This is a genomic window from Enterococcus innesii (assembly GCF_022846515.1).
In the GTDB taxonomy this organism is placed as follows: Bacteria; Bacillota; Bacilli; order Lactobacillales; family Enterococcaceae; genus Enterococcus_D; species Enterococcus_D innesii.
Window position 1 is genome coordinate 1204042 of sequence record NZ_AP025635.1, and the last position, 21710, is coordinate 1225751.

The 21710-nt window shown below is 37.6% G+C and carries 21 protein-coding genes and 1 pseudogene; 9 read left to right on the forward strand and 13 right to left on the reverse strand.

The genetic code is table 11. From position 1 onward, the window contains the following. Positions 1–11: 11 nt before the first annotated feature. A complete protein-coding gene (locus tag ENLAB_RS05500; RefSeq protein WP_244353004.1) occupies positions 12–1013 on the reverse strand; it encodes a D-isomer specific 2-hydroxyacid dehydrogenase family protein in 1002 nt (333 codons plus the stop codon). Between the two features lie 925 nt (positions 1014–1938). Between ENLAB_RS05500 and ENLAB_RS05505 the strand changes: the two genes are divergently transcribed. Next, on the forward strand, positions 1939–2790 hold the full coding sequence (locus ENLAB_RS05505) for a MurR/RpiR family transcriptional regulator (protein ID WP_244353006.1): 852 nt from the start codon (positions 1939–1941) through the stop codon (positions 2788–2790). A gap of 278 nt (positions 2791–3068) precedes the next feature. On the opposite strand, the gene ENLAB_RS05510 is transcribed toward ENLAB_RS05505, so the two are convergent. The 3 genes from ENLAB_RS05510 to ENLAB_RS05520 all read right to left on the reverse strand — a co-directional run bounded on the left by ENLAB_RS05510 (position 3069) and on the right by ENLAB_RS05520 (position 5863). Continuing rightward, a complete protein-coding gene (locus tag ENLAB_RS05510; RefSeq protein WP_244353008.1) occupies positions 3069–3440 on the reverse strand; it encodes a YccF domain-containing protein in 372 nt (123 codons plus the stop codon). A gap of 167 nt (positions 3441–3607) precedes the next feature. Next, entirely contained in the window at positions 3608–4672 is a 1065-nt protein-coding gene (locus tag ENLAB_RS05515) for a DUF1002 domain-containing protein (RefSeq protein WP_244353009.1), read from the reverse strand. Positions 4673–4849: 177 nt separating this feature from the next. Further along, a complete protein-coding gene (locus ENLAB_RS05520) occupies positions 4850–5863 on the reverse strand; it encodes an acyltransferase family protein (RefSeq protein ID WP_244353010.1) in 1014 nt (337 codons plus the stop codon). A 233-nt stretch (positions 5864–6096) separates the two neighbouring features. On the opposite strand from ENLAB_RS05520, the gene ENLAB_RS05525 reads away from it, so the two are divergent. After that, on the forward strand, positions 6097–6888 hold the full coding sequence (locus tag ENLAB_RS05525; protein WP_244353011.1) for a helix-turn-helix domain-containing protein: 792 nt from the start codon (positions 6097–6099) through the stop codon (positions 6886–6888). Between the two features lie 46 nt (positions 6889–6934). On the opposite strand, the gene ENLAB_RS05530 is transcribed toward ENLAB_RS05525, so the two are convergent. Then, positions 6935–7603 carry a CPBP family intramembrane glutamic endopeptidase gene (locus ENLAB_RS05530; RefSeq protein WP_081117896.1) on the reverse strand — a complete coding sequence of 223 codons (669 nt, stop codon included), beginning with the start codon at positions 7601–7603 and terminating at the stop codon, positions 6935–6937. A gap of 390 nt (positions 7604–7993) precedes the next feature. Between ENLAB_RS05530 and ENLAB_RS05535 the strand changes: the two genes are divergently transcribed. From ENLAB_RS05535 to ENLAB_RS16940, 5 genes and pseudogenes are all read left to right on the forward strand, one after another. Continuing rightward, positions 7994–8968, forward strand: coding sequence for an ABC transporter ATP-binding protein (locus ENLAB_RS05535; protein WP_140965290.1), 975 nt, complete (start codon positions 7994–7996; stop codon positions 8966–8968). Next, complete coding sequence (locus ENLAB_RS05540) at positions 8965–9768, forward strand: ABC transporter permease (RefSeq protein ID WP_244353012.1); 804 nt, start codon at positions 8965–8967, stop codon at positions 9766–9768. Before ENLAB_RS05535 ends, ENLAB_RS05540 begins: the two co-directional genes overlap by 4 nt. Positions 9769–9773: 5 nt before the next feature. After that, a complete protein-coding gene (locus ENLAB_RS05545; RefSeq protein ID WP_081117893.1) occupies positions 9774–10547 on the forward strand; it encodes an ABC transporter permease in 774 nt (257 codons plus the stop codon). Positions 10548–10764: 217 nt separating this feature from the next. Continuing rightward, the gene (locus ENLAB_RS05550) at positions 10765–10932 is read left to right on the forward strand and encodes a hypothetical protein (protein WP_005234033.1); all 168 of its coding nucleotides are present in this window, start codon (positions 10765–10767) and stop codon (positions 10930–10932) included. Positions 10933–11369: 437 nt separating this feature from the next. Then, a pseudogene (locus tag ENLAB_RS16940) lies at positions 11370–12093 on the forward strand (transposase); the annotation flags it as partial. Positions 12094–12955: 862 nt separating this feature from the next. Here ENLAB_RS16940 and ENLAB_RS05560 read toward each other — a convergent pair. The 3 genes from ENLAB_RS05560 to ENLAB_RS05570 form a co-directional block, all read right to left on the reverse strand. After that, the gene (locus tag ENLAB_RS05560; RefSeq protein ID WP_244353014.1) at positions 12956–13171 is read right to left on the reverse strand and encodes a hypothetical protein; all 216 of its coding nucleotides are present in this window, start codon (positions 13169–13171) and stop codon (positions 12956–12958) included. 108 nt (positions 13172–13279) lie between these two features. Then, positions 13280–13408, reverse strand: a complete 129-nt coding sequence (locus tag ENLAB_RS05565; protein WP_369522133.1) for a helix-turn-helix domain-containing protein — start codon at positions 13406–13408, stop codon at positions 13280–13282. Positions 13409–13578: 170 nt separating this feature from the next. After that, positions 13579–13908, reverse strand: coding sequence for a YopX family protein (locus tag ENLAB_RS05570; protein WP_244353015.1), 330 nt, complete (start codon positions 13906–13908; stop codon positions 13579–13581). Between the two features lie 299 nt (positions 13909–14207). On the opposite strand from ENLAB_RS05570, the gene ENLAB_RS05575 reads away from it, so the two are divergent. Then, positions 14208–15194: a choloylglycine hydrolase family protein gene (locus ENLAB_RS05575; RefSeq protein WP_194195167.1), complete on the forward strand. Its 987-nt coding sequence runs from the start codon at positions 14208–14210 to the stop codon at positions 15192–15194. Positions 15195–15909: 715 nt separating this feature from the next. On the opposite strand, the gene ENLAB_RS05580 is transcribed toward ENLAB_RS05575, so the two are convergent. Next, positions 15910–16251 (reverse strand): hypothetical protein, encoded by a 342-nt coding sequence (locus ENLAB_RS05580; protein ID WP_244353016.1) that lies wholly within the window; start codon positions 16249–16251, stop codon positions 15910–15912. A gap of 60 nt (positions 16252–16311) precedes the next feature. Then, positions 16312–16587, reverse strand: coding sequence for a YoqU family phage-derived protein (locus ENLAB_RS16975; RefSeq protein ID WP_500861599.1), 276 nt, complete (start codon positions 16585–16587; stop codon positions 16312–16314). Positions 16588–16797: 210 nt separating this feature from the next. Here ENLAB_RS16975 and ENLAB_RS16945 point away from each other — a divergent pair, with 210 nt between their 5' ends. Next, the gene (locus ENLAB_RS16945; protein WP_305879420.1) at positions 16798–16923 is read left to right on the forward strand and encodes a site-specific integrase; all 126 of its coding nucleotides are present in this window, start codon (positions 16798–16800) and stop codon (positions 16921–16923) included. A 566-nt stretch (positions 16924–17489) separates the two neighbouring features. On the opposite strand, the gene ENLAB_RS05585 is transcribed toward ENLAB_RS16945, so the two are convergent. The 3 genes from ENLAB_RS05585 to ENLAB_RS05595 are packed head-to-tail and all read right to left on the reverse strand — an operon-like array spanning position 17490 to position 21145. After that, positions 17490–19388: an SMC family protein gene (locus ENLAB_RS05585; RefSeq protein ID WP_244353017.1), complete on the reverse strand. Its 1899-nt coding sequence runs from the start codon at positions 19386–19388 to the stop codon at positions 17490–17492. Next, positions 19389–19859 (reverse strand): hypothetical protein, encoded by a 471-nt coding sequence (locus tag ENLAB_RS05590; protein WP_244353018.1) that lies wholly within the window; start codon positions 19857–19859, stop codon positions 19389–19391. Beyond that, positions 19856–21145, reverse strand: coding sequence for an ABC-three component system protein (locus ENLAB_RS05595; protein ID WP_244353019.1), 1290 nt, complete (start codon positions 21143–21145; stop codon positions 19856–19858). Before ENLAB_RS05595 ends, ENLAB_RS05590 begins: the two co-directional genes overlap by 4 nt. Between the last annotated feature and the right edge of the window lie 565 nt (positions 21146–21710).

Consider the following 21710-nt stretch of genomic DNA (forward strand, 5'->3'; position numbering starts at 1 on the left):
TTCACACTCCTTTAAACTGCTAGAAATTTACTTTGTGCTTGTACAGCGCGATCTGGTAACAACCCTTTGGTAATTCTCTCGATGTCCGTCACACATTTATTACCCATTTCCTCTAAACACTCTAATGTGTAAGCAGAGGTATGTGGCGTCATCACGACATTGTCGAAGGCAAGATAAGGATGGTCTTTGCTTCCTGGTTCTTCTTCCAAAACATCTGTTGCTAAACCAGCGATTTTCCCACTTTTCAACCCGCTTACAATGGCAGCTTCATCTAATAATGCTCCCCGTGCACTATTCGAGAGATAGACTTTATCCTTCATCTTCGCGACTTCAGCAAAGGAAATCATATGGTAGTTTTCATCTGTTAAATTCGCACAAAGACAAATGATGTCTGATTTGGCCAATAATTCATCTAATTCCACTTTTTTGCCGCCAAAGCTCTGAATATGTAGTGCTGATTTGTAAGGATCATATGCTAAAACATCACAACGGAAGCCATTTCTTAAAATCTCCACTACACAACTTCCTGTATTGCCTACCCCAATAACGCCCACTGTTTTATTGAACAATGCTCTGCCGACAAAATCTGCTCGTTTTTCCCATTGGTCGGCGCGCACTTGCGTCATTGATTCCACAGTACAACGCAAGAGTGCCAGTAAATTCGTTACATTGTTTTCAGCCACCGCATCCCGTTCCACCAACGCAGGAATGATCGAGACAATCGTTTGATGTTCTTTCGCTGCTGCCAAATCAATGTTGTTATACCCGATCCCATGCCGTGTGATCAGTAAGAGTTCATCCTTATTTTCAAAAAATTCTTTTGTAAAAAAAGGGGTCACACTAGCGATGATGATGTTATAGCCCGTCAATGCTTTCGCCAACTCTTTGCCACCGATCTCACTGTCGAAGGAAAAGTAGTTCACTGGTCCAATCGCTTGCAAGCGCTGAATATGCTGTGGAAACACTTTGCCAAAACTGCTTGAATTCACCACAGCGATCTTGAAATTTCCCATTGATTCGCTCCTCTCTTAGCTTCTTATGACCATCTCATGGTCGCTAGATCCATTTTTTATCCACACATCTTTTTCCAAAAATCGTTTTCTTGTGAAATATTTATCATGAGTAAACTCACGGCGTCTGCAACTACCACCAAATTGATCGCTAGCGCAATTTATTCAGTCTATTTTGCTGTCTTAGGATTTCCAAGCTTATCAGTTTGCCTTGTTAGCAATGGGCTTTCAAAAATTATGCGAATGTTTCTAGCAATCAGTACTGAGTGAATCGAGATTTCAAGCCAACTGGTACAAAATCAAATCCAGTTTGACGTTGGGTTCCCAATTGACCCTTTTTTTCATTGCCTCTCACTTGCTTCGATGCCATTGACGAACAGCTTGCAAAAACACCTGATTTTGTAACCAAGTTAACTGTTTGGCCATTAATCCAACCCGATAACTAAATTGCTCAACAGAAAAGCGGTTTCATTTTATCAGCGAAAAAATGAGCAGTCAGTAGTTAGAATCTTTCTTATTTGAATCCCCCTTTCAATCAAGCTGGATCTAACCATTGACTGTGGTACTATCGATCGCTTTTCCTGTAAGTAATATCGGCTAAAGTCTACGGGTGGTAGGTATCGATGTGCCCATTCAATCCAGGCTGAAACTAGATCGATTCCTCTTTTACCGTAGTTTCTTTCACTGATTCTGCAAGGTCGCCCCTTTCCCTAAGTCGCTTTGCTCATTGAGCTTGAGACACATTCTCCATTTTCCAAGACCGATAAGCTCGCCATTATGATAACGCCTCCATTCCACACCTTTATTATACAAAAAAATATTTTTTTGTAAATAGAAAAAATAAAAATAATTTTTATTTGCATTTTTTTCGCAAAAGAGGTACTTTAGAGGTAAAGAGATGTTGTTATTAAAAAGGAGGTAGAAGCTTTTGACTGTCTCGATTCGCTTGCAAATAAAAACGCTTTATAAAGATCTCAGTCTTAAAGAACAAGCAATTGCCGACTATGTGTTAGAAAACCCTAGCAAGGTCTGCCACAGTTCGATCAGTGACCTCTCCAGTGATTTGGGCATTGCTGATTCCACGTTTTTTCAATTCACAAAAAAACTCGGTTACAATGGGTTTAAGGACTTCAAAATGGCGATGTTGATGCAAGAAAGCGAACTTGCCGCCCTCTCGATCCATGAAAACATCGAGAAAGCGGACAATGAATTGACGATCGCACAAAAAGTATTCGATTCGATCATGACGACGCTCACGGACACTAGAAAGTTATTAAAAGAAGAGGATCTTCAGAAGGCCGCAGCAATGATCAATGAATCCAATCGGCTTTTCTTCTTCGGGGTGGGTGGCTCTGAGATTGTAGCCACAGATGCTTACCACAAATTTTTGCGCTCTTCCATCTCTGTCTTCCACAGTGCAGATTTTCATATCCAATTGATGGAAGCGGCGGTATTAACACCAGATGATTGCGCCTTTTTCATCTCCCACACCGGAAAATCACGAGAAACGATTGAGTTAGCCAATGTTGCTAAGAGCAACGGTGCCAAGATTATCGTTGTGACTAGTCATGCGGCTTCCCCTTTGGCAAAACTTGGCGATGTCGTCTTAATTTCGATTTCACAAGAAATCGAGTTTCGGTCAGAGGCACTTTCTTCACGGATTGCCCAGTTAAGTATCTTGGACTCCCTCTATGTGATCGTGATGTTTCTTAACCGTGAGAAAGCCCAACGCTCGATTGCAAAAATTCGCCGTTCCATCTCAACAGCGAAAGAAACCTAACAGAGTAGAGAGATTGACTCCCGCGGATGTTTTTGCTTAATGAACATACAGCAACTAGTCCATAACAAGGAATGAAAATTTTATATAGTTTTTTTAACTAAACTATGATTGCCTTCCCAGAATGTAGGGGAAGGCATTTTTTTTACTGAAAAAATTTTTTTCTCATCTGCCACCAGAACGAGGAAACCTTCGTGCAATCTATAAAGATTCTCAGACACAATTTTCTACAAAAAAAGCACTTTCCTCTTAGCGGAAAGTGCTTTTGAAAGACCCATTTATTACCATCTTTTGGAGACAACTTCTGCCCCGAAAGGCATCAATGCCAGCTGAGCTAGCTTTAATGATTGTGCTGCAAATGGGATGCCAATGATAGTAATGGCAAGAATGACCGCACTAGCTAAATGCCCTAAAGCCAGTGGCACACCAGAAAAAATCAGCCATAATATATTGAGAATCAAGGAAGTGCCACCACCTCGGTAGACGATTTCTTTGCCAAAAGGTGCTAACGATAAGCTGGCGAACTTAAAGCATTGCAAGCCGATTGGAATCCCAATAATCGTGATACACCAGAGGCAGCCTGCTAGAAACCAGGAGATTGCGCCAATCAATCCACCAAAAATAAACCAAATGACATTACCCAGAAAATTCATCTTCCTTCCTCCCTTCTTCTCGTCTAAAAAAAGACTGTACCATAAACGCAAGTTGAAATTTTTTATCTAAATGAGACGTGTGCAAGCCAAGCAAACAGGTGCTTGGCCTTTTTCACTGCCTATGTTATCGTCACCGCTCTAATTAGTAACGGTTCAAGTCTTCATTCTTATTGTCCAGAATCAACCGTTGATTCGCTGCTGTTATTTGACTCATTCGAGTCATTGCCGAAGACACCGGTGATCGAAGACCAGATGCCGCTAAAGAAGCTCTTGATATTTTCCCAAAGGCCCTTAGAGGTTTCTTCGATTTGCTTGCGGGCTTCTGACAGATCCAATTCTTTGATGAAGTCATCGAAGATATTGTTGTCTCGCATGTCGCTCATTAAAGAGGTCAATTCAGAAATTTGATTTTCCGTAACGATTCCTTCAAGTCCATTGTCCTTCAAGGCTTTTTCTACTGTCTCTTGAATATCGGCTTGGGTTAATTCCGTACCATCTGCGGTTTGAGCAGCCAAATCGGTTTTCGCTTGTTCTTGCGCTGCATTCAATGCTTCATCGGAATAGCCTTCTTTGTCTTTGTTCTCTTCGGTGATCGTCGAAAGCACATCCATCTCATCTTGAGCTACAGCTACTCGATTCTGATTAATGACGCCGCCTGATTCTTCAACGATTTTGTAAACCCCAGCTAAAGCACCGGAACCGTCGATCGGTACAGCAGAAGCAACCGTTAGCTTCGCATCAGTGATCCCTGCCGTCAGCGCCGCATTTTGATACTGGGCTGCGGTGATGCGGGTAATGTTATCTGGTGTCGCGATATCGACAGTGATTCCTGCCCCGCTTTCTAGCGTCTGCATTCTGACCGAGCTATAGACCGCCCAATCTGCGGTAAAGCCACCATCGGGAATGTATTTCATCAAGTCAGTACCGTTTGTCGTATAAATCGGTGTTTCGCCTTGAATGCCCAGACGTTCAAGTGTGTAGTCTTCTTGTGCTTTCGTCAAGGCATTTCCGATCGCCACAGCATTGACTTGCAAACGATCTGAACTGCTGTCAGAGGTACTCGTTTGACTATCGCTAGTGGCTGTCGTTGCGGTAGAACTGCTTGTTGCAGTGGAACTGCTCGTCGTTGAATTGGTTTCGTCAGCAAAAACTTGTGGTGCTGCTAATAAAACTTGGCTAGATACCAAGAGAGTCGCTAAAATCATCGCTGGTTTTCGAGTCTGTTTTTTCATCACTATATCCTCCAAGTGTTGATCTCTTTTTCAGGGATTTTTCCCTCTTACTGCTGTTATTGTACTATAGGTTTTCTTGCAAAGCCTACGTCTAGGGTCTGAAATGAAGAAAAACTTAGAACTCTGCTACTATTTAAAAAAAGTGTAACTTGGTTTTATCCTTGGTGCAGCAATACTTTAGGCGTTTTTCTTTTCATCAACTGTTTTTTTAGCAAACCCAACCGCATAGGATTTTAAACGGCTGCCCACTTTCCTCAAGCCGAGAAAGACTCCCGTTAAAACTATCGTATAAAAGAACAACGGAAACCCTGCGAGTGAAAAAAAGACTTTCCCGGATTCCAGAAACAGCGGGTGACTCAGAAAGATCAATCGACTAGCCTCAGCTGCTTGTTTTGCTTGCCAAGTCCGCTTTTGTGGTTGCTGCTTGATCAGCCAAGCAAGGAAAAAAAGAGTCGTCGGCACAAAGAACAGCATGAAATTCTTATCGTCCCCCTGATTGAGATACACCAGTCGACCTTCAATGCCTAATAAGCAAAGAGAGACCGCGAATTTTCTGCCAAGATGCTTCGTGAAAAAAGGATGTTTCTGGTGTTCACCTAAACAAAACCCGCACAGCAAAAAAAGAAACCCATAAAAAAGACCGTTTCTCGTTGTAAAAAATAGGGTCCGATAATTTTGATAAAATACCAATAAAGGACCACTTAAATAACTGCTGTACGTTTCAAGACAGCCAATCAAATACAAACTGATCGCCAGTAAAAACTGCCACCGATAGCCAAGAAAGCGGGTTTTCCTTACTAACCACATGCCAAAGAGCAACGCTGGAAAATACCAAAGATGGTACCAGACCCCTACTGTAAAAAAGCCAGCAGCCAAACCGATGACCCGTAATGGATCGGCAAGATTTTGCTGCCCTAAATAAACCCAGCCTAAGGGAAGATACACGATCGACCAAGGCAAATAAAGCTTGAGTTGTCGTTTGCACCATTGCTGCCATGAACAGGTGCTCTTTTGAAAAAAATAGCCATTCAGCAGGAGAAAAAAAGGAACCGCCAAACGACATAGGAGACTCTTTAATAGGAAATGAAGGCCACTGTTTTCTGCCAGTCGACCACAATGAACGAGAATCACCAGTAAGGAAGCGATGAATTGGATGTAGCCAATTGGAACCATTGGTTGTTTTGTCTTCATTCGATCGTTTCTCCTTTCTCTGTCAAATTTGATCAACCATCCTTCACTTTACTGGCCCTTTCTTTTTATGACCAGCACGGAAAGCTTCCAGGATAGAAAGACAGTGCAACAAGTAGAAACATTGATAAATAAAGGATGTTACCCTTTGTTGCATCGCTAATTTCATAGATCCTCGTTCGCATAGAAAAGAGTTTGCTATAATATAAGAAGAATGATGGAGGCAAAACAGACACATGGATATTGGGAAAATTATTAAAGAAGAACGCACCAAACGAAATCTCACACAAGAACAAGTGGCGCAGGAATTTTTTGTCACTCGGCAACTAATTTCAAAATGGGAAAACGGCAAGAGCTATCCTGATCTAGATCAAGTAGTCAAGCTGAGCAACTATTTTGAATTGACCTTGGACTATTTATTAAAAGAAGATCAGCAGATGGTGCAAGAACTCAATCTGACCACCCACCGCAAACGAATTGGCCTTGTATTGATCGCCCTTTTGACTGTTCTCAGTATTAGCTTAAGTACGATTTTGCTGGCAGGATTTTGGATCGATCCAGTCTTTTTCACAAAAGAAGACCTAACGATCACTTCTATAAAAAAGTACCACTTGCCTGCCACTGAGATAACGAATCAGGCAACCGGACAAGTGATTCAGCTACCTGAAGATACGGAATACTTGATCACTTATACGATCGATCGGCCATTGGTAAAAACGGGCCGTCTGTCGGGTTATAAAGAATACAGCAGCGAAAATGCCAGCCAATTAACGGCTTTTGGTCATCGCGGCTTTCATTTTGGCACGCAAACAAGCAAAATCGTCATTCGCAGCAATCGCCAAGACAATTTAGTTTCACCAGAATTAAATGCAGGCAAGGATCTTTATCTTCGTAATATGAATAAAGCACGTACCTATCAAAAATCTGCAGCAGGTGCCGCATTTTCTATTGAAGACGAAGGCGATCTCCTGTTTACTGCAGAAGAACTGGAACAATTACCCTTTGAACAAGGACAACTGCCAGAGTAAACAAAAACCACCGAATCGTTTTGATCGGTGGTTTTTTGCTGACTTCTTATCCTAACAAGATCATTGCGATCGCCGCCAAGGCGTTATTGAGAAAATGCATGGCGATGGCTGTTTCTAAGCGCTTAGTTTTTACATAAATCAGCGCCATGATCAATCCCATAGTACCGTAAATCAGAAACTCGACCAGATTGGTGACGGAATGGATGATACTAAAAGCCGCCACACTTGAGATGATCCCGACTATCGGGTATTTCTTGAATAAAAGGCCGATGAATCCACCACGGAAAACGATCTCTTCCATGATTGGCGCCGCCACGGCAATCAATAGAAAGATCAAAAGCGGATTTTCGCCTGTAAACAGTTCCCCTAACACTGCATCATTGGCGGTCGCTTCTTGATCGGAAATATGCTGCAGATACATGGTACCACCAACAGCAATGACTCGTCCTAAAACAAAGCCACCGATGATCCATAACCAGTTGCGCTTCGTTGACCAGCCAAAGTCAAAGGTGGCAAGTCCTAGCTTCCGAGCCAAATACATCATCAGGCCAATGTTTGCCAAAAGCAAGGCAATCAATCCGTAGCTCATCATCGCAGGAATCCTCGGCTCTCCGGCTTCCAAATAATAGATTTTTACCACACTGAATACGGTCATCCCTACTTGACTAAGTAAGAACAAGCCAATCAAAATAAATAAGTTCTTTACTGCTTTCATGCTCTCCTCCTTTTTTCTCATTGCATTTTGCAGGATTGGGTTACGACAAATCATGACACAGCTCATCACTTGGTTCCCCATATATCCAGAAACAAGCCGCTATCGGCTTGTTTCTAATGATACTGAGTTTCTTCAGAATTTACAACAAATAAAAAATAAAAACAGTTATTTTGCGTATTTTATCCAATAAACCACATTTTTTCTTTTGCTGCTCTCAAAAAAAAATAAGTAATGTTTGAAAAAAGCGCTCTCTTATGCTACACTGTTCCTACTTTTGTTTGGCTGACGAACCGCTGCCCCAACCATGTTCGTTTGGACCAACTCGTTGCGAGTATTCGATTTCGAATGCTCTTTTTGTCGCGTTTGTCAAAAGAAAGTGAGTGAATCCAAATGATCCAAGTAGAACACCTCAGCAAGACCTTCCAAGTATCCAAGCGAAAAAGCGGCTTTCGCCAAGCAGCCAAAGCCTTTCTTTCTCGTGAAACCACCACCGTCCATGCATTGCAAGACATCAGCTTTACCATCAATGAGGGCGAAATGGTTGGCTACATCGGGCCTAATGGTGCTGGAAAAAGTACCACCATCAAAATCATGTGTGGGATTTTGACCCCTGATCAAGGCGTTTGTCACATCAATGGTCGTACCCCTTGGCAAGAACGTATCCAACATGTCAAAGACATCGGCGTCGTCTTCGGTCAGCGCAGTCAACTCTGGTGGGATGTCCCCGTCAACGACAGCTTTGATTTGATCCGTGATATCTATAAAGTAGACGCTGCTAGCTATCAGCGCAACCTAGAAGAATTAGTCACCTTACTAGATTTAGGTGAGATCTTAAAAACCCCTGCTCGGTCCTTGAGTCTCGGTCAGCGTATGCGCTGTGAGATCGCCGCCTCCTTACTCCATGACCCCAAAATCTTATTTCTTGATGAACCCACCATCGGTTTAGATGCTGTATCAAAAATTGCTGTGCGTCAGTTCATCAAAAAAAGAAACCAAGAAAAAGGCACCACAGTTATCCTGACGACCCACGATATGCAAGACATCGAGGCGCTGACACAACGAATTCTGTTGATCGGCAAAGGGCAAATTTTGCTGGATGGTCGCCTCGATGAACTAAAGCATCGTTTTTCTGATGTCAAAACGCTGGAGATCGACTATCAAGGGAAGGAGCCCCATCTGCCAGAAAATGTCCAGCTGCTTCAAAAAGACGTTGGTCGCTTGGTTCTGAAGCTTAATCCCAAAGAAGTGTCAGTCGCTCAGCTCCTCAGTCTGCTCAGCAATCAAGTCGAGATCACCGATTTGGCCGTTGCCAGTATCACCGCCGAAGAAATGGTCGCCAAGCTGTATCAGGAGTATCAAATATGAGGAAGTATCAGGCATTTTTCCGCATTCGCTTTATCAATACCTTGCAATACCGCTCGGCGGCGATTGCCGGGATGGCTACACAACTAGCTTGGGGCTTGATGGAGATTCTGGCATTCCACGCCTTTTACCAAGCAGATCCTAGTGCCTTTCCCATGACCTTTCAACAAACCGTCTCCTATGTTTGGCTCCAGCAAGCCTTCTTATCCTTGTTTATGTTGTGGTTCTTTGAGGCAGAAATTTTCGACACCATCACCACAGGGTCGATCGCCTACGAACTTGTGCGACCGATGGATCTATACAATCGCTGGTTTTGCCAATCGGCTGCCAATCGCTTAGCAAAAGCCCTCTTGCGTTGCGGACCAATTTTTGTGATTGCCTTTTTACTGCCAGCCCCTTATCGCTTGATTCTGCCAACAAATGTTGTTGCCCTGTTCTTGTTTCTTTTGTCGATGGTGCTGAGTTTAGGTGTGGTGATTGCTATGTCACAGTTGGTCTACATCTCGACTTTTTATACATTATCCTCCATCGGGGTGCGAATCGTCATCAGCTCCATCGGTGAATTTTTAGCTGGCGGGGTCATTCCTCTGCCTTTCTTTCCGCAGCCTTTTCGCCAATTCGTGGAACTATTGCCTTTTGCTTCCATGCAAAACGTCCCGCTGCGAATTTACAACGGGGATCTGACTGGCTTTGCGCTTGTTTCCGCATTGCTCTTACAAGCGTTTTGGCTCGTACTTTTGATCGTGATCGGAAAAATTTGGCTGCAGCAGGCACTCAAGCGTGTCGTTGTGCAAGGAGGTTAAGGAATATGGTTTATTGGCATTATTTTTGTATTCATCTCAAAAGTCAGATGCAGTATAAAGTTTCCTTTATGTTAACTGCTTTGGGACAATTTCTAGGTTCCTTTACTGCTTTTTTAGGCATTTGGTTTATGTTTACGCGGTTTCATCAAGTGGATGGCTTTACCTTTGAGGAAGTCCTGCTTTCCTTTGCGACGGTTTTGTTTGCCTTTTCGATTGCGGAATGCTTCTTTCGCGGGTTCGATCTTTTTCCACAAATGATCAGTAATGGCGAGTTCGATCGGGCACTCGTGCGTCCCCGCTCCTTGATCTTTCAAGTCTTAGCTTCCAAAATGGAGTTCTCGCGTCTCGGTCGTTTTATTCAAGCCTTGCTGTTGTTTGCTTATGCGATTCCCAATAGTGGAATTGCTTGGCATTTTGGAAATGTCCTGACTCTTTTTCTAATGATCGTCTGCGGCGCCCTCTTTTTCGCCCTATTGTTCTTAGTGTATGCTGCCATTTCCTTCTTTACGATCCAAGGACTTGAATTTATGAATATTTTTACCGATGGTGCCCGAGAATTTGGTCGCTACCCATTTAGTATCTACGGAAAACACGTCTTGCGTTTATTGACCTACATCGTGCCGATGGCTTGGTTTCAGTATTATCCGTTTTTGTATGTCATTGGTCGCGTAACTAATCCTTGGTGGATCTTATCACCCTTGGTTTGTCTGCTCTTTGCCTTTCCCGCCTTCTTCTTTTGGCGAGTAGGTTTGAAGAATTATATTTCTACGGGTTCATAAGCCTCTCCCTTTTTAAGCATCTTGTGGGAAAAAAGCGTCACTTTATGGGTGATGCTCTTTTTTTACTTTCCAATAGTTGTGAAATTGCTTCGCTTTTTTGATTGCATAACTACACCTGTCTTATGCAGTAAATAATTATTGTTTTAAAGATATAAACTGGCTAGGAAAAGCCGCCAAACTCTGGTAAGATAAATAAAAACGTAAAAGAGGACCAGTTATGGAATATTTAGCGATTTTACTTGTTTTCTTTCTATTGAATGTAGTGATACTTGTACTAGGATTGAAGAAGAAACGGATCATGCTGCTTTTTCTGTCGCTTTCTGGTTTATTATTGGTGTGTTTGATCGCTATTTCTTATGTTTTCTTCTATTCAAATACACTTTAAATCGCCTAAATCACGGTAGCTGGCTTCAAAATAACCGTGGCTATTTTACTCATTATCCCCTGCTTAGAAGCAGTCGGACGTACAAAAATTGCATCCTGCTTCAAAAAATCACTGCTTTTTTCGATCACTTAATCTGCCGAAAGTATCATTTACGCGTTCGTTACCGCCTCGTCTTTCCACAACATTTTGCAACCCATAGAGTTAGTCACTCAGTCTTCCGTTTGCATGATGGAACATTCGTATGGAACGAGTTTGTTTGAATTACACCTAAATAAAGAGGATTTGACATAAGCCCAGAAAAGAAAACCGCAAGAAATGAAGGGAAAGCGTTCATTTCTTGCGGTTTTCTTGGGTAAAATAAAAAGGAGCACCGGTTGCCGCCAATGCCCCATCATTTAATCCTGAAGGACTAAACAAAATGTAATACTAATCATAGCATGAATCAACTCACTTTGGATCTATCTACTTCATTTTCTCCAAAAGAAAATCATGTCGCCTTTTTATCAATAATCTGGTCGAAGCGCTTCAGATTAATGAATCCTATCTTTTTGGTCGACCAAGAGAATATGAATTAGGTGCCATGATTAAATTGGTTCTTTTTGCAATATGCGAGAAGCCTTTACAACTCGCAAGATTGAACGCTTAGCTGAAGAAACCCTATATGCTCGCTGGTTGACGCAAGAACGGGTTCCAACTTATCGAACCCTCGCCCATTTGTTTTGTTTCCAACGATGGACCAATAAAGGCTTAGATCAGCTGACAGAGTATCTGCGTGCACGGAATCTGATTGATGATGCTTTCTTTATTGACGGCACAAAAATCTTGGCGAATGCGAACAAGTACAGCTTTGTCTGGAAGAAAAACACGATCCGGTTTGATCAAATGGGTCGCGAAAAACTGCTTACTATGATGACGGAACTAAGAGAAGCATATGCCCTGAAACAGATTCCCTAAGGGACGACATTGACCGTAGACATGATAGATGAACGGTTAACACGGATGGAACTGCGTCTGGATGAACTAGATAAAGAAGTTGAGGTAACGAAACGTCTTTCGCCAAATCCAGCAAAACAACAATGGCGAACGTTGAAAAGCCAAGTACGCAAATTAAATACAACGCGAGAAAAACTTCTGGAACATCAAACGCAGTTTTCTATTTACAGCAAATTTGTTATCTTTAGGGCGAAGATTTTGATCAAAAACAGCTATCGAAATCTTGTTTATAGTGTACTTAGTAAGAGATTTTGGCATAGTAATTGTAATCATGTAACTCTATCTGCCTTATAAAAAAATATCTCTTACTTACTAACATTTGTAAATACCATTTCATTAGACATTCAAGGTGTTTATTTCTTTTGTGCACAATCCCACTATAGTTAATTATTTGCGAAAAAGTACAGAAGCTAAAAAGGTAGAGAGAATGAACTATTTGACATTAGGTTATGATTAGAATCTTTTTGTTACACATAAAAATTTTCCGACAATCAAAATATAAATATCCATTGTCGTGAATAGTGCTAGAATAAGAAAACTGAAGAGTATCAGGTACACTTCCCCAAGCATTCCGGCCTAATACTCCTCAGCTTCTTTTGCATGCACTTACTAATTTAAAGCCTAAACTTAGCTACTGCAAGCAATTAAAAAAAATCCCCCTCGTTTGAGGAGGACAGAAAAAAGGATGTAATAATAGTAAGGTTATGACTATTATTCATAAATACATTATATAAGAAGAATGATTCTTTTCAATAACATCCATTATCTTATTTTTGCGAAATTTTGCTAAATCGGGAAATTCCAAGAAATCATTTTGATACTTTCAATACAAAATCATGGTTCAATTTGGAATAAAAAGTCTTGGGAAATAACACAACCCCCCCCTCATAATGAGGGGGCCAAAGTAAGGAGATTGTGACTAGCACTAATCTATGTTCTATCCGTGACTTAAATATATAACATATTTCTACGAGTTCCTACACTTTCAATTATCCTGTTTTTGCAAGATTATGCTTATCCAAGAAAGAGTCTACCATGGAAGCTTATTATCGTTCATCGCTCGTTGCAATTCCTTAACTATATCAGAAACCTGACTGACAATACCGTCAACCATTGTGCCCAATACTTTTTGCATCGGTTTGATTGTTGCTTCGCCACATAAACCATCCATTACACTAGAATAATATCCTCCTCTAGATTTAAGCCCCATTTGGATTGTACGAATAATGTCAGATCCAATTATCATCTAGCAAAACTCTTAATCTTGCAGCTTGAGTAATTAGTTCTTCAACCATACTAAGTTTGTCACGAGGAATTGTATTGAACATTTGTTGAAGACGATCCTTTTCTTCTGTCACACGCTTTTCCATGTCATCCATGTAATAGGTAAGCGACATCCAAGTACTTTTGCTATTGAACTTAGCTTCTCAATAGCAGGTGCATTTTTACCATTTTCAATGCTTCCATAATACTTACTAGAAATTCCTAGTTGCTACATCAACCTGTGTCACCCTATTTTCAAGCCTCTTATGCTTCATTCTCGATTCAATTAGCTTAGAATCTAAAATAATCGTCTTCTTTCTATCTTCAATATGTAGGTCTAGAAAGATAATTTTAGATTTCATCGGCCGGCTCCAATAGTTCTGGATTCTCCTATATGTTGCCGATTTTCTCTGCATCATCACTCACATTAATTAAAGGTTTGTAGTAACCATGTCTAATTAACTCAGTCATAAATTGGCCATTCACAAATATTACTAGGCGATTGTTTGCATTCTTTTCAAAATAAGTATAGAAGATAATATCCCCTTCGAAAATCTCCACGCCGTTGTTGTCTTTCAAGCCTGTTGATTTCATGTGTTCAATTTCTTCGAACCACCGCCAAGCGGCATTTACATTTATCATTCCGTATTCAAAGTCGATACTTTCAACCGGCATCATAGATTCTAGCCCTTTATCCCAAGCTCTAAATTTTGGTACCATCTTATCCCTCATCTTCGATTGCATCATCCTCCACTTCAAAATATTCGGTTTCACCAACGCCTGACCAAGTCGTTTCAATATCAATTCTTATTTTATTACCATGATATCGCTCCTCCTCTTCAATTACTTTTGTTTGCTGTCGATGATAACTAGCTATCAAAATTTGTAATTAGTAAATACGCTTTTTTTTTCATTACCCTTCAACTTTTTATTATAAAATCCACATTTCTATCTATACAAAACCTACGTATGATAAAATCAGAATCGAACTAGAATTAATTCGAGGAGGTAGATCAACAATGTGTACAAGCTTAACTTATGAAGCAAAAAACCATACATTTTTTCTTGCAAGAACAATGGATTTTGGGGTTAAGTTAGAAGGTAGACCTGTCGCAATCCCTAGAAACTATGTGTGGGAAAGACAAAATGGCAAAGAAATTAAAACAAGATACGGTTTCGTCGGAACTGGACGTAAATTGGATGGGTACTTTTTTGCTGATGGTGTGAATGAATTTGGATTGTCGGTGGCCGAACTATATCATCCAAATGAAGCAACCTATCATGATTCTAAAAAACCAGGCAAGCTTAACTTAGCTCCACATGAATTCATAATGTGGGTGATGGGAGAAAATAAATCCATTGCCGAAATAAAAGAAAATATCGGCGGTGTCCGATTAATCAATAAAAAAGTCTCACTGTTGGATGATGTTCCTCCACTACACTACATCATTACCGATTCCACTGGAGAGTCGATTGTAATCGAGACCGAAGATAAAGAGCTAGTCATCAAAGAGAACCCAGTAGGAGTAATGACAAATAGCCCAAAATTCGAATGGCATTTAACAAATTTAAATAATTTTCTCTCGTTAAAACCAACAAATGTAAAAAATAGACAAGTAGGCGAACTCACCCTACATCCTTTCGGACAAGGTTCAGGAACATTCGGATTGCCAGGCGGCTTTACTTCTCCTGAAAGATTTGTTCGAACAGTCTATATGAAACACTTGATCAAACAAGCTGCTAATTCCACTGAAGCCGTAAATACGATATTGAAAATTTTAAACGGTGTGACTATTCCAAAAGGAGTAAATATCAAGGACGATGGATTAGATGATTACACACAGTACCGAGCAGTAATGGATGCTTCAAATAAAATCTATTACTTTAACCCATATGATACAAATAGCATTTTTGCAGTTAAACTAACGGAAGAACTATTGAATGCAGTAGAACCTACTGAATTCCTTTTTGAGGAAGAACTTCAGATCCAATTTATGAACTGCTAAAAAGGTATCTTTTTCTAAACTAGAATCCTTTATAGGGTTCTTTTTTTGCTATTTCGTCGGATAGCTGACTATCCAGTAATTTCAACTAATACATCTGACCACGCTTCGACAACACGTATCCACCGGCAATTGGAGGCACTTTATAAGTTCCGTCTTTTAAAAAATGTCTTCCTTCTGATGAAAAAGATTCCAAACACAAAAATTTTCTCGTTGTATAGTTAATATGAATTGATTGCTCATTTTTTGCCTCATTACAGTTTGCTATTTTGGTTGATAGCAAACTAATTAAAAAACTTACTAAATTTACATTAAATAATCAGCGTTTTTATATATCATTAAAATAACGTTGATGTTAAGATTAATTTATTAAATATAAATAAATTGATAAGGGTCAAAAAATCAATGGCAAAGCTTCCGATAGTGACCGTCAATGATATTTTTAACAACAAAAATTGTATTCTTGACCTTAAGAATTCCATACGCAAAAATAATATTAAGGATATTGAATATTTTTACTCGAAATTATTTCCGTATGGAGAAAAAAACATTTGTGATCTATTTAACGATTCTTCGATTTTTATTCCTCCAATAAGCAAAAGTCCCTGTATTTATCCTAAACATATTGAATTTTATGATCAGCAGTTCGAGTATAATATGCCTGAGAAGTTTAGTAATTGATTATGGTTAGCCAAAATTGATTTTGTATTTCTGTCACTTATCGACTAGCATAACCATTCTTGATAGCTAAGAACCGCATAATCACTTGCTGGCGTTTTTGTTCTTCCATACAAATCCACAATTCTTTCAATAGTCTAGGAACCAATTTGCTCCTACCAGTTAATTCATTGATAATGCCCGTTGGATGAAAGCTGTACTCTTGAACATCTGCTGTTTCGCCTAACATCCAATCAAGGATCATTTGTTGATTTTCTGTTACCGAGCTATTCAGAAAGCTAAATTTTTTTATTTTTATAAAATCGCTAGTACCTTGTACTTTTTCTATTTCAAAAGATTCGCATCTGCCAACTGGCTTCCCATTGTTATAAATCAAGTTCATTTTCTAACCCTCCTAGTTTGCTATTTCTTCCACTAATCAACTATTTTGGTGGATTACTGATTAATTATAGTTAAAAAGGTCTTCGACAATGGTATTGGAAAAACCAATATCAATAACTTTTTGTTGAATAACCTTCATTGACTCTTCAGGATAGCTCCAGTGTCGGCAATACATACCGCCATAACCGTTTGTACCGTTAGCGGAAGTTCCTAGCTGTATGTACTCACGCAAGACCTTCACCAAGGCTTGTAACGTACCGTCTTCTGAGAACCAACGCTTGAAGTTTAGATATCGATAAACGTAAATGTAGCTATTCTTGATAACAAAGTGGGAAATCTCCCCGACTTAATCGGTATCACGGCATCAATATTCAATTATGCTATCAATATCCGGTTACTCAACAATAATCCAATGGACAGGGTAATTCGGCCAAAAAAACAGAAAAAAATAGATGAAGAGGACTACATCGCTCCTTTCTATGATCGTGAACAGTTGCTCACTTTTTTATCGGTGGTAAAAGAAAATTAATCAGAACAATTATTTGTGATGTTTCGCATTCTTAGGTATCCGGGTCTTCGCAAAGGAGAATTACATGCATTACGTTGGAAAGATATTGATTTCGATAAGAAAACTCTTACCGTCAAACAAACACTAGCAACTATTCATAGTTAGGCGTTATTTTTTCAGCCACCGAAGACAAATACGCTCACGTAACTGAACAAAGAAAAGAAAAAACTGCTCATGACTTTGCAAACTTCATGGCAAACGGCAGCCCAGATCCAGATAAAAATACTAGCGGTAGTCAAAGGTAAAAAAAGAGGTTTCCCTATAAATAGGAAAACCTCTAGAAAGCTGATAAGACAGCCCTTGGACAATGTTTGTCTTATTCTGCAGCGTTTGTGTCTTTGAGACCGTATTGTGTATTTCCTTAGAATCTGATTATTCCTGACTCAACACAAACAGCTTTAAATCAACATTTTAGATAAAGGAAAGAACTTGGTAATTGTTAGTAAAACTTATTCGAGAAGGTCAAAAGTATGGTCAAAAAATACTCGCCAGTATTTCAAAAAATTTGTTGCAAATTCTTCGCGTTCTAAAGTTAGATTAAACATAATCAAGTGCTTCATCCGATTTTCTCTTACTAATTTGACTTTCAGATGAAACTCTATTTAATATTTAAAATACAAAATATTCTTCACGGTGATTAGTGTGACAAAAAATTTCTAATTCAATTAGTCTTATTCATTAAGAAATTCATTTTTGGACTGATCAATGAAGCCGCGTTCCCCGCTTCTGAATGTATATTTAACATATTCATTCATCTCATTTGGTGGAGTATTTTCAACTACGATAACCTGCGCCTTTTTAGATAACTCTTTCAACATAAAAAATATATTTAGGTATACTTCTGGATCATCTATCTTTTCTTCACCGTCAATTTCTATATTTTCATTAGTGCCGAAATACTTACTAATTGAATCGAGTAACAGAACTTTAGGATGAAACTTTGATTCTTTATTTGATATGATAGCATTCAAATAAGAAAGTTGCATACATTCCAATAGTCCTCCACTATCTTGCTCATACACACTAGCGTCTTTGTAATAAGGAATGTAGTCTTTGGAATCAATAAAAGAACCTCTCACCTCAGAATACTTCATTCTCTTCATATTACTAAGATAACTATCGTTCAATTCTTTGAGTATAAATTCTTTTCGTTGTCCCTTCTCTTCTAGACTTTTCAATTTTTCTTTTAGTCTCTTTAATTTTACCTCTTCACTATCAATATTTTTTGTTAGTTCATCAATTTTATTAAAAACTCTTTTGCTCTCTAGTAATATTTCTTTGTTTTTATCAAAACTATTTATATTGACATTAATACTATTTAATTCAGGCAATAATGGGGTTTGAATATCCTTTGAAAATTCCTCGAGAGCTAGTAGTAATATATTTTTCTTTATACTCTTTCTATCTATTTTAGTCTTTAATTCTTTAACTTTCTTTTTACTTGTCTCTATGACCCCTTCTACCATTTTCACTTTACTTTGAACATCTTTTAAAATAGATTTGTAATTATCCTTCGATTGCTTTTCAATTTGGTCCTCATGAAAATTATTCTTTATTTTGGAATTACAGAGTGGGCATGTTAGTTCGTGTTCACTTATTTTTAACTTGTAGTTGATTTCTTCAGTTGTTCTAATATCTTCCATTTCTAAATGATAATCATTTAAAAGTATTTCATTACTTGTTATTCCTAATTCTATGTCTCGGATATTCTTTTTATCTGATTGAATAGCATCTTCCAATTCTCGTATTTCACCATTTAAAAGAACATAATCTCTATTGCTTTTGTTCACCTTTTCATCTAGCTTTTGACTTTGAACGATTTCATTTTTTCTCTTTTGTAATTTTTCAATTTGTTCATTCAAATTATCTATTTGATCCAATAAATCTATAAAATTTGAGTTGCCTCGTTGATTTAAATAACCTTCTAAATTTTCTCTGTTTTTTTTGTCATCCTCAATTCGATTTTGAATTTTTGCTATTTCAGTTTGGAGATTATTTTGAGAAAAGTCAATTAAATCAAATATCATTTCAAAACATATTGGATTCTTATAACGTTTCATTGTCTCATTATGTGAGAGAAAATTATGAGTGCCCAAATCGTGTTGACTTACAAAACAATATCTATAAATATCCCTAAATGATATTGTCTCAGTAGTTAGTCTATTCGTTCTAGCCTTATTTTTGGTTTTTGTAAACTCAATTGCTCCCAACTTATTCATTATAAAAGTTTGGAAACTTTTTTTATCAAATTTTTCAGGTATATAGTCATCAATATTTTTATATCCGGAATAATAAACCCAAAAGATAGAGATTCCTTTTTTTATGCTTCTACAAATAGTGAATGTTTCTTCATTAATTGCTATTTCTAAAAAGATAAAATCAACATTGCTATCCAATTCTGTTTGCACTTTTAAAGAGATATTGCTCCCCTTTCCTAAACAATAGTCGATAAGAGAAAGTACTAGAGATTTCCCTGAAGTCTTTTCTCCTCTAATAATGTTTAAACCAGAAGAAAATTCCAAAGTTCTTTGATATGAATCACCACGAACTATTAGTTTTTTTATAATCATTTAGAATTCTCCCTCATATAGTAATTTTTGAAACTCCAGATTCTTAGTTCCATAAGGATATTTTTCCATAATAGCTATAATCTGTTTCAAATACATCTCTACACTTTCAGATTGCAAAGAATCAATAGCATTGATTCCGGTTTCAGAAATGGAAACTTTCAATTTGTTTAACCTTGTAAATAAATCTCCGTGAATTTGCACAAACTCTAAATTTTCAAGATATATGATAATCTCATTAATTTGTTTTTTATCTCTAAGGTATTTGTATATTAACGGTGTATTAATATCAGTAGTCTCAAAATATAACATATAATAGTAGTATAGTAATTGTTCTAAACTTAATTGTCGTTGTCTACATATATCTTTTGCCTGATACAAAATCCCTAGATATTTCAATAAGTCTAGCTTCTTATTATCAAATAATAATTCAATTTCTGAAGATAAATGAGATTGCTTATTTATATGTTTCATAAACGTTCACTTCCCCACCAAATGTCTTTTTCTCCATCGTCTGCTAAAACATGTATAAAACCTTTATTCTCTGATCCAGTGGGTTTATTTGTTTCATTTACTAGCCTATCAATATTGATTTGCTCTAAATTTTTGTGGATTTCTATAAGAAGTTCCTCACTAGACTGACCTTTTCTAAAATAGATTTCACTATACTTTTCCTTATAAGTCATAAAAACTTCAGCTAATATTCCGTCAATAAATTCTTTTGGCAGTCCCAAATTCTTACTTTTCCGTACAAATTTTTCTGCCGCAATATAAAAATATTTACTAATATCTCGTAAGTCTTCGCCAATCTTTGCAAGTTGGAGTTTACGATAAAAGAGATTCTCCTCATAATCTTCTTCCCCAGAAATTAACTCCTCAATGCCAACTGAAGGATAAGCTGGAGATTTTTCTCTCTCTGTTCCATCCTGAGTTTGTTCATCAGTTATTTCAGTCAGTAATTTTCTTATTTCCTCAACATGGGAAGAATCCTGAAGATCATAATCAATAATCTGAATACCAAAATCTTTACTCAATCTATCTTTCTTTTGACTATCTACAGAATCAGAACTAGTTATCATGTAATGTGTTCCTTGAAAAAATTCCTTATGATTTTTTACTAATTCTTGAACAAAAACATCATCAAAAGAAAAACCTAGAAAAAGAAAACTATAATTACTAGAGAAAGCACTCATATAGCTATTAAATTTTGGATCAGAATATACTAAATCATATTTTTCAGAAGAAATAACGATAGAATCAGGGTTTGATACACACCCATGTATATGGAATAAATACTTCTCTCTATCATTTTCAAATAATCTTGGTACACTAGAAGTATATTCAGTTAACGATTTAAATCCATTTATTTCCGGTAAATAATCATCGAGCAGCCTATCATAATTGGTTGTCATATAAACTTTGAAATTATTCTTTATAAGATCAATATAATTGTTATCAACTGTATCTTCTGAATCAGTTTTTCTCATAGAATAGTCTTCAGAAATTTTTTCTTGAATAGGTTGATCTGTCACATGTCCATACTTTTTTATATTCTCAATAGCTTCTTGATAATTTTTCTCATCTAAATCAAAATCCACTGCATCCCAATATCTTTTGTCTAGTAAAGACTCCTTTAATTCATTTATTAGTTCCGGCCATGGTTTTAAAGAAAACGGAATAGATAACCCTGCTCCAATAAACGGGACAATTTTTTTCTCTTGGTATTTTTTCTTCAATTGATCAATAAAGTATTGGCTCATATATACACACTCCTACATTAAGAAACAGTCTTACAGTAATTTTATCATAATAGTATTAAGTATGTTATACCTTAATAACTAGTTCAATCTTTTGCTTTCTCCAATAATTTCAAAAAACTCTAGTAGTACCAATTTATAGTATTTTGAATGGCAAATATTTCACAGTCTTTCATTCTTTTAGAGAGCAATGATGGAAATTTATCGCCAGTTGATATAACACTATTAAAACTATACTCTCATAAAAACTTGTATTTTATCATAAACAATAATTTTTTTATTTGCGCCAAAGCTTTGTTAATACTCTCAAATCGATTTGATTCTCTAATTGATATACTTCCTCATTTCATCTTTAGTAGCCCTTTAATTTCTTCACTAGTTTTAGATATTAAAAACTATTATCTTCATTAATAACATTAACATTTTCTTTTCGCATTTTTGACCTACAAAATTTTTATTCAAATCTTTCAAAAACAAAGAATCTAATTTTTTAACACATCTATTCAGTATTAAAAAAATAAAGTTTCACTTTGAAAAAGAAATAAAGCAAAAACAACTAAATCAAGTA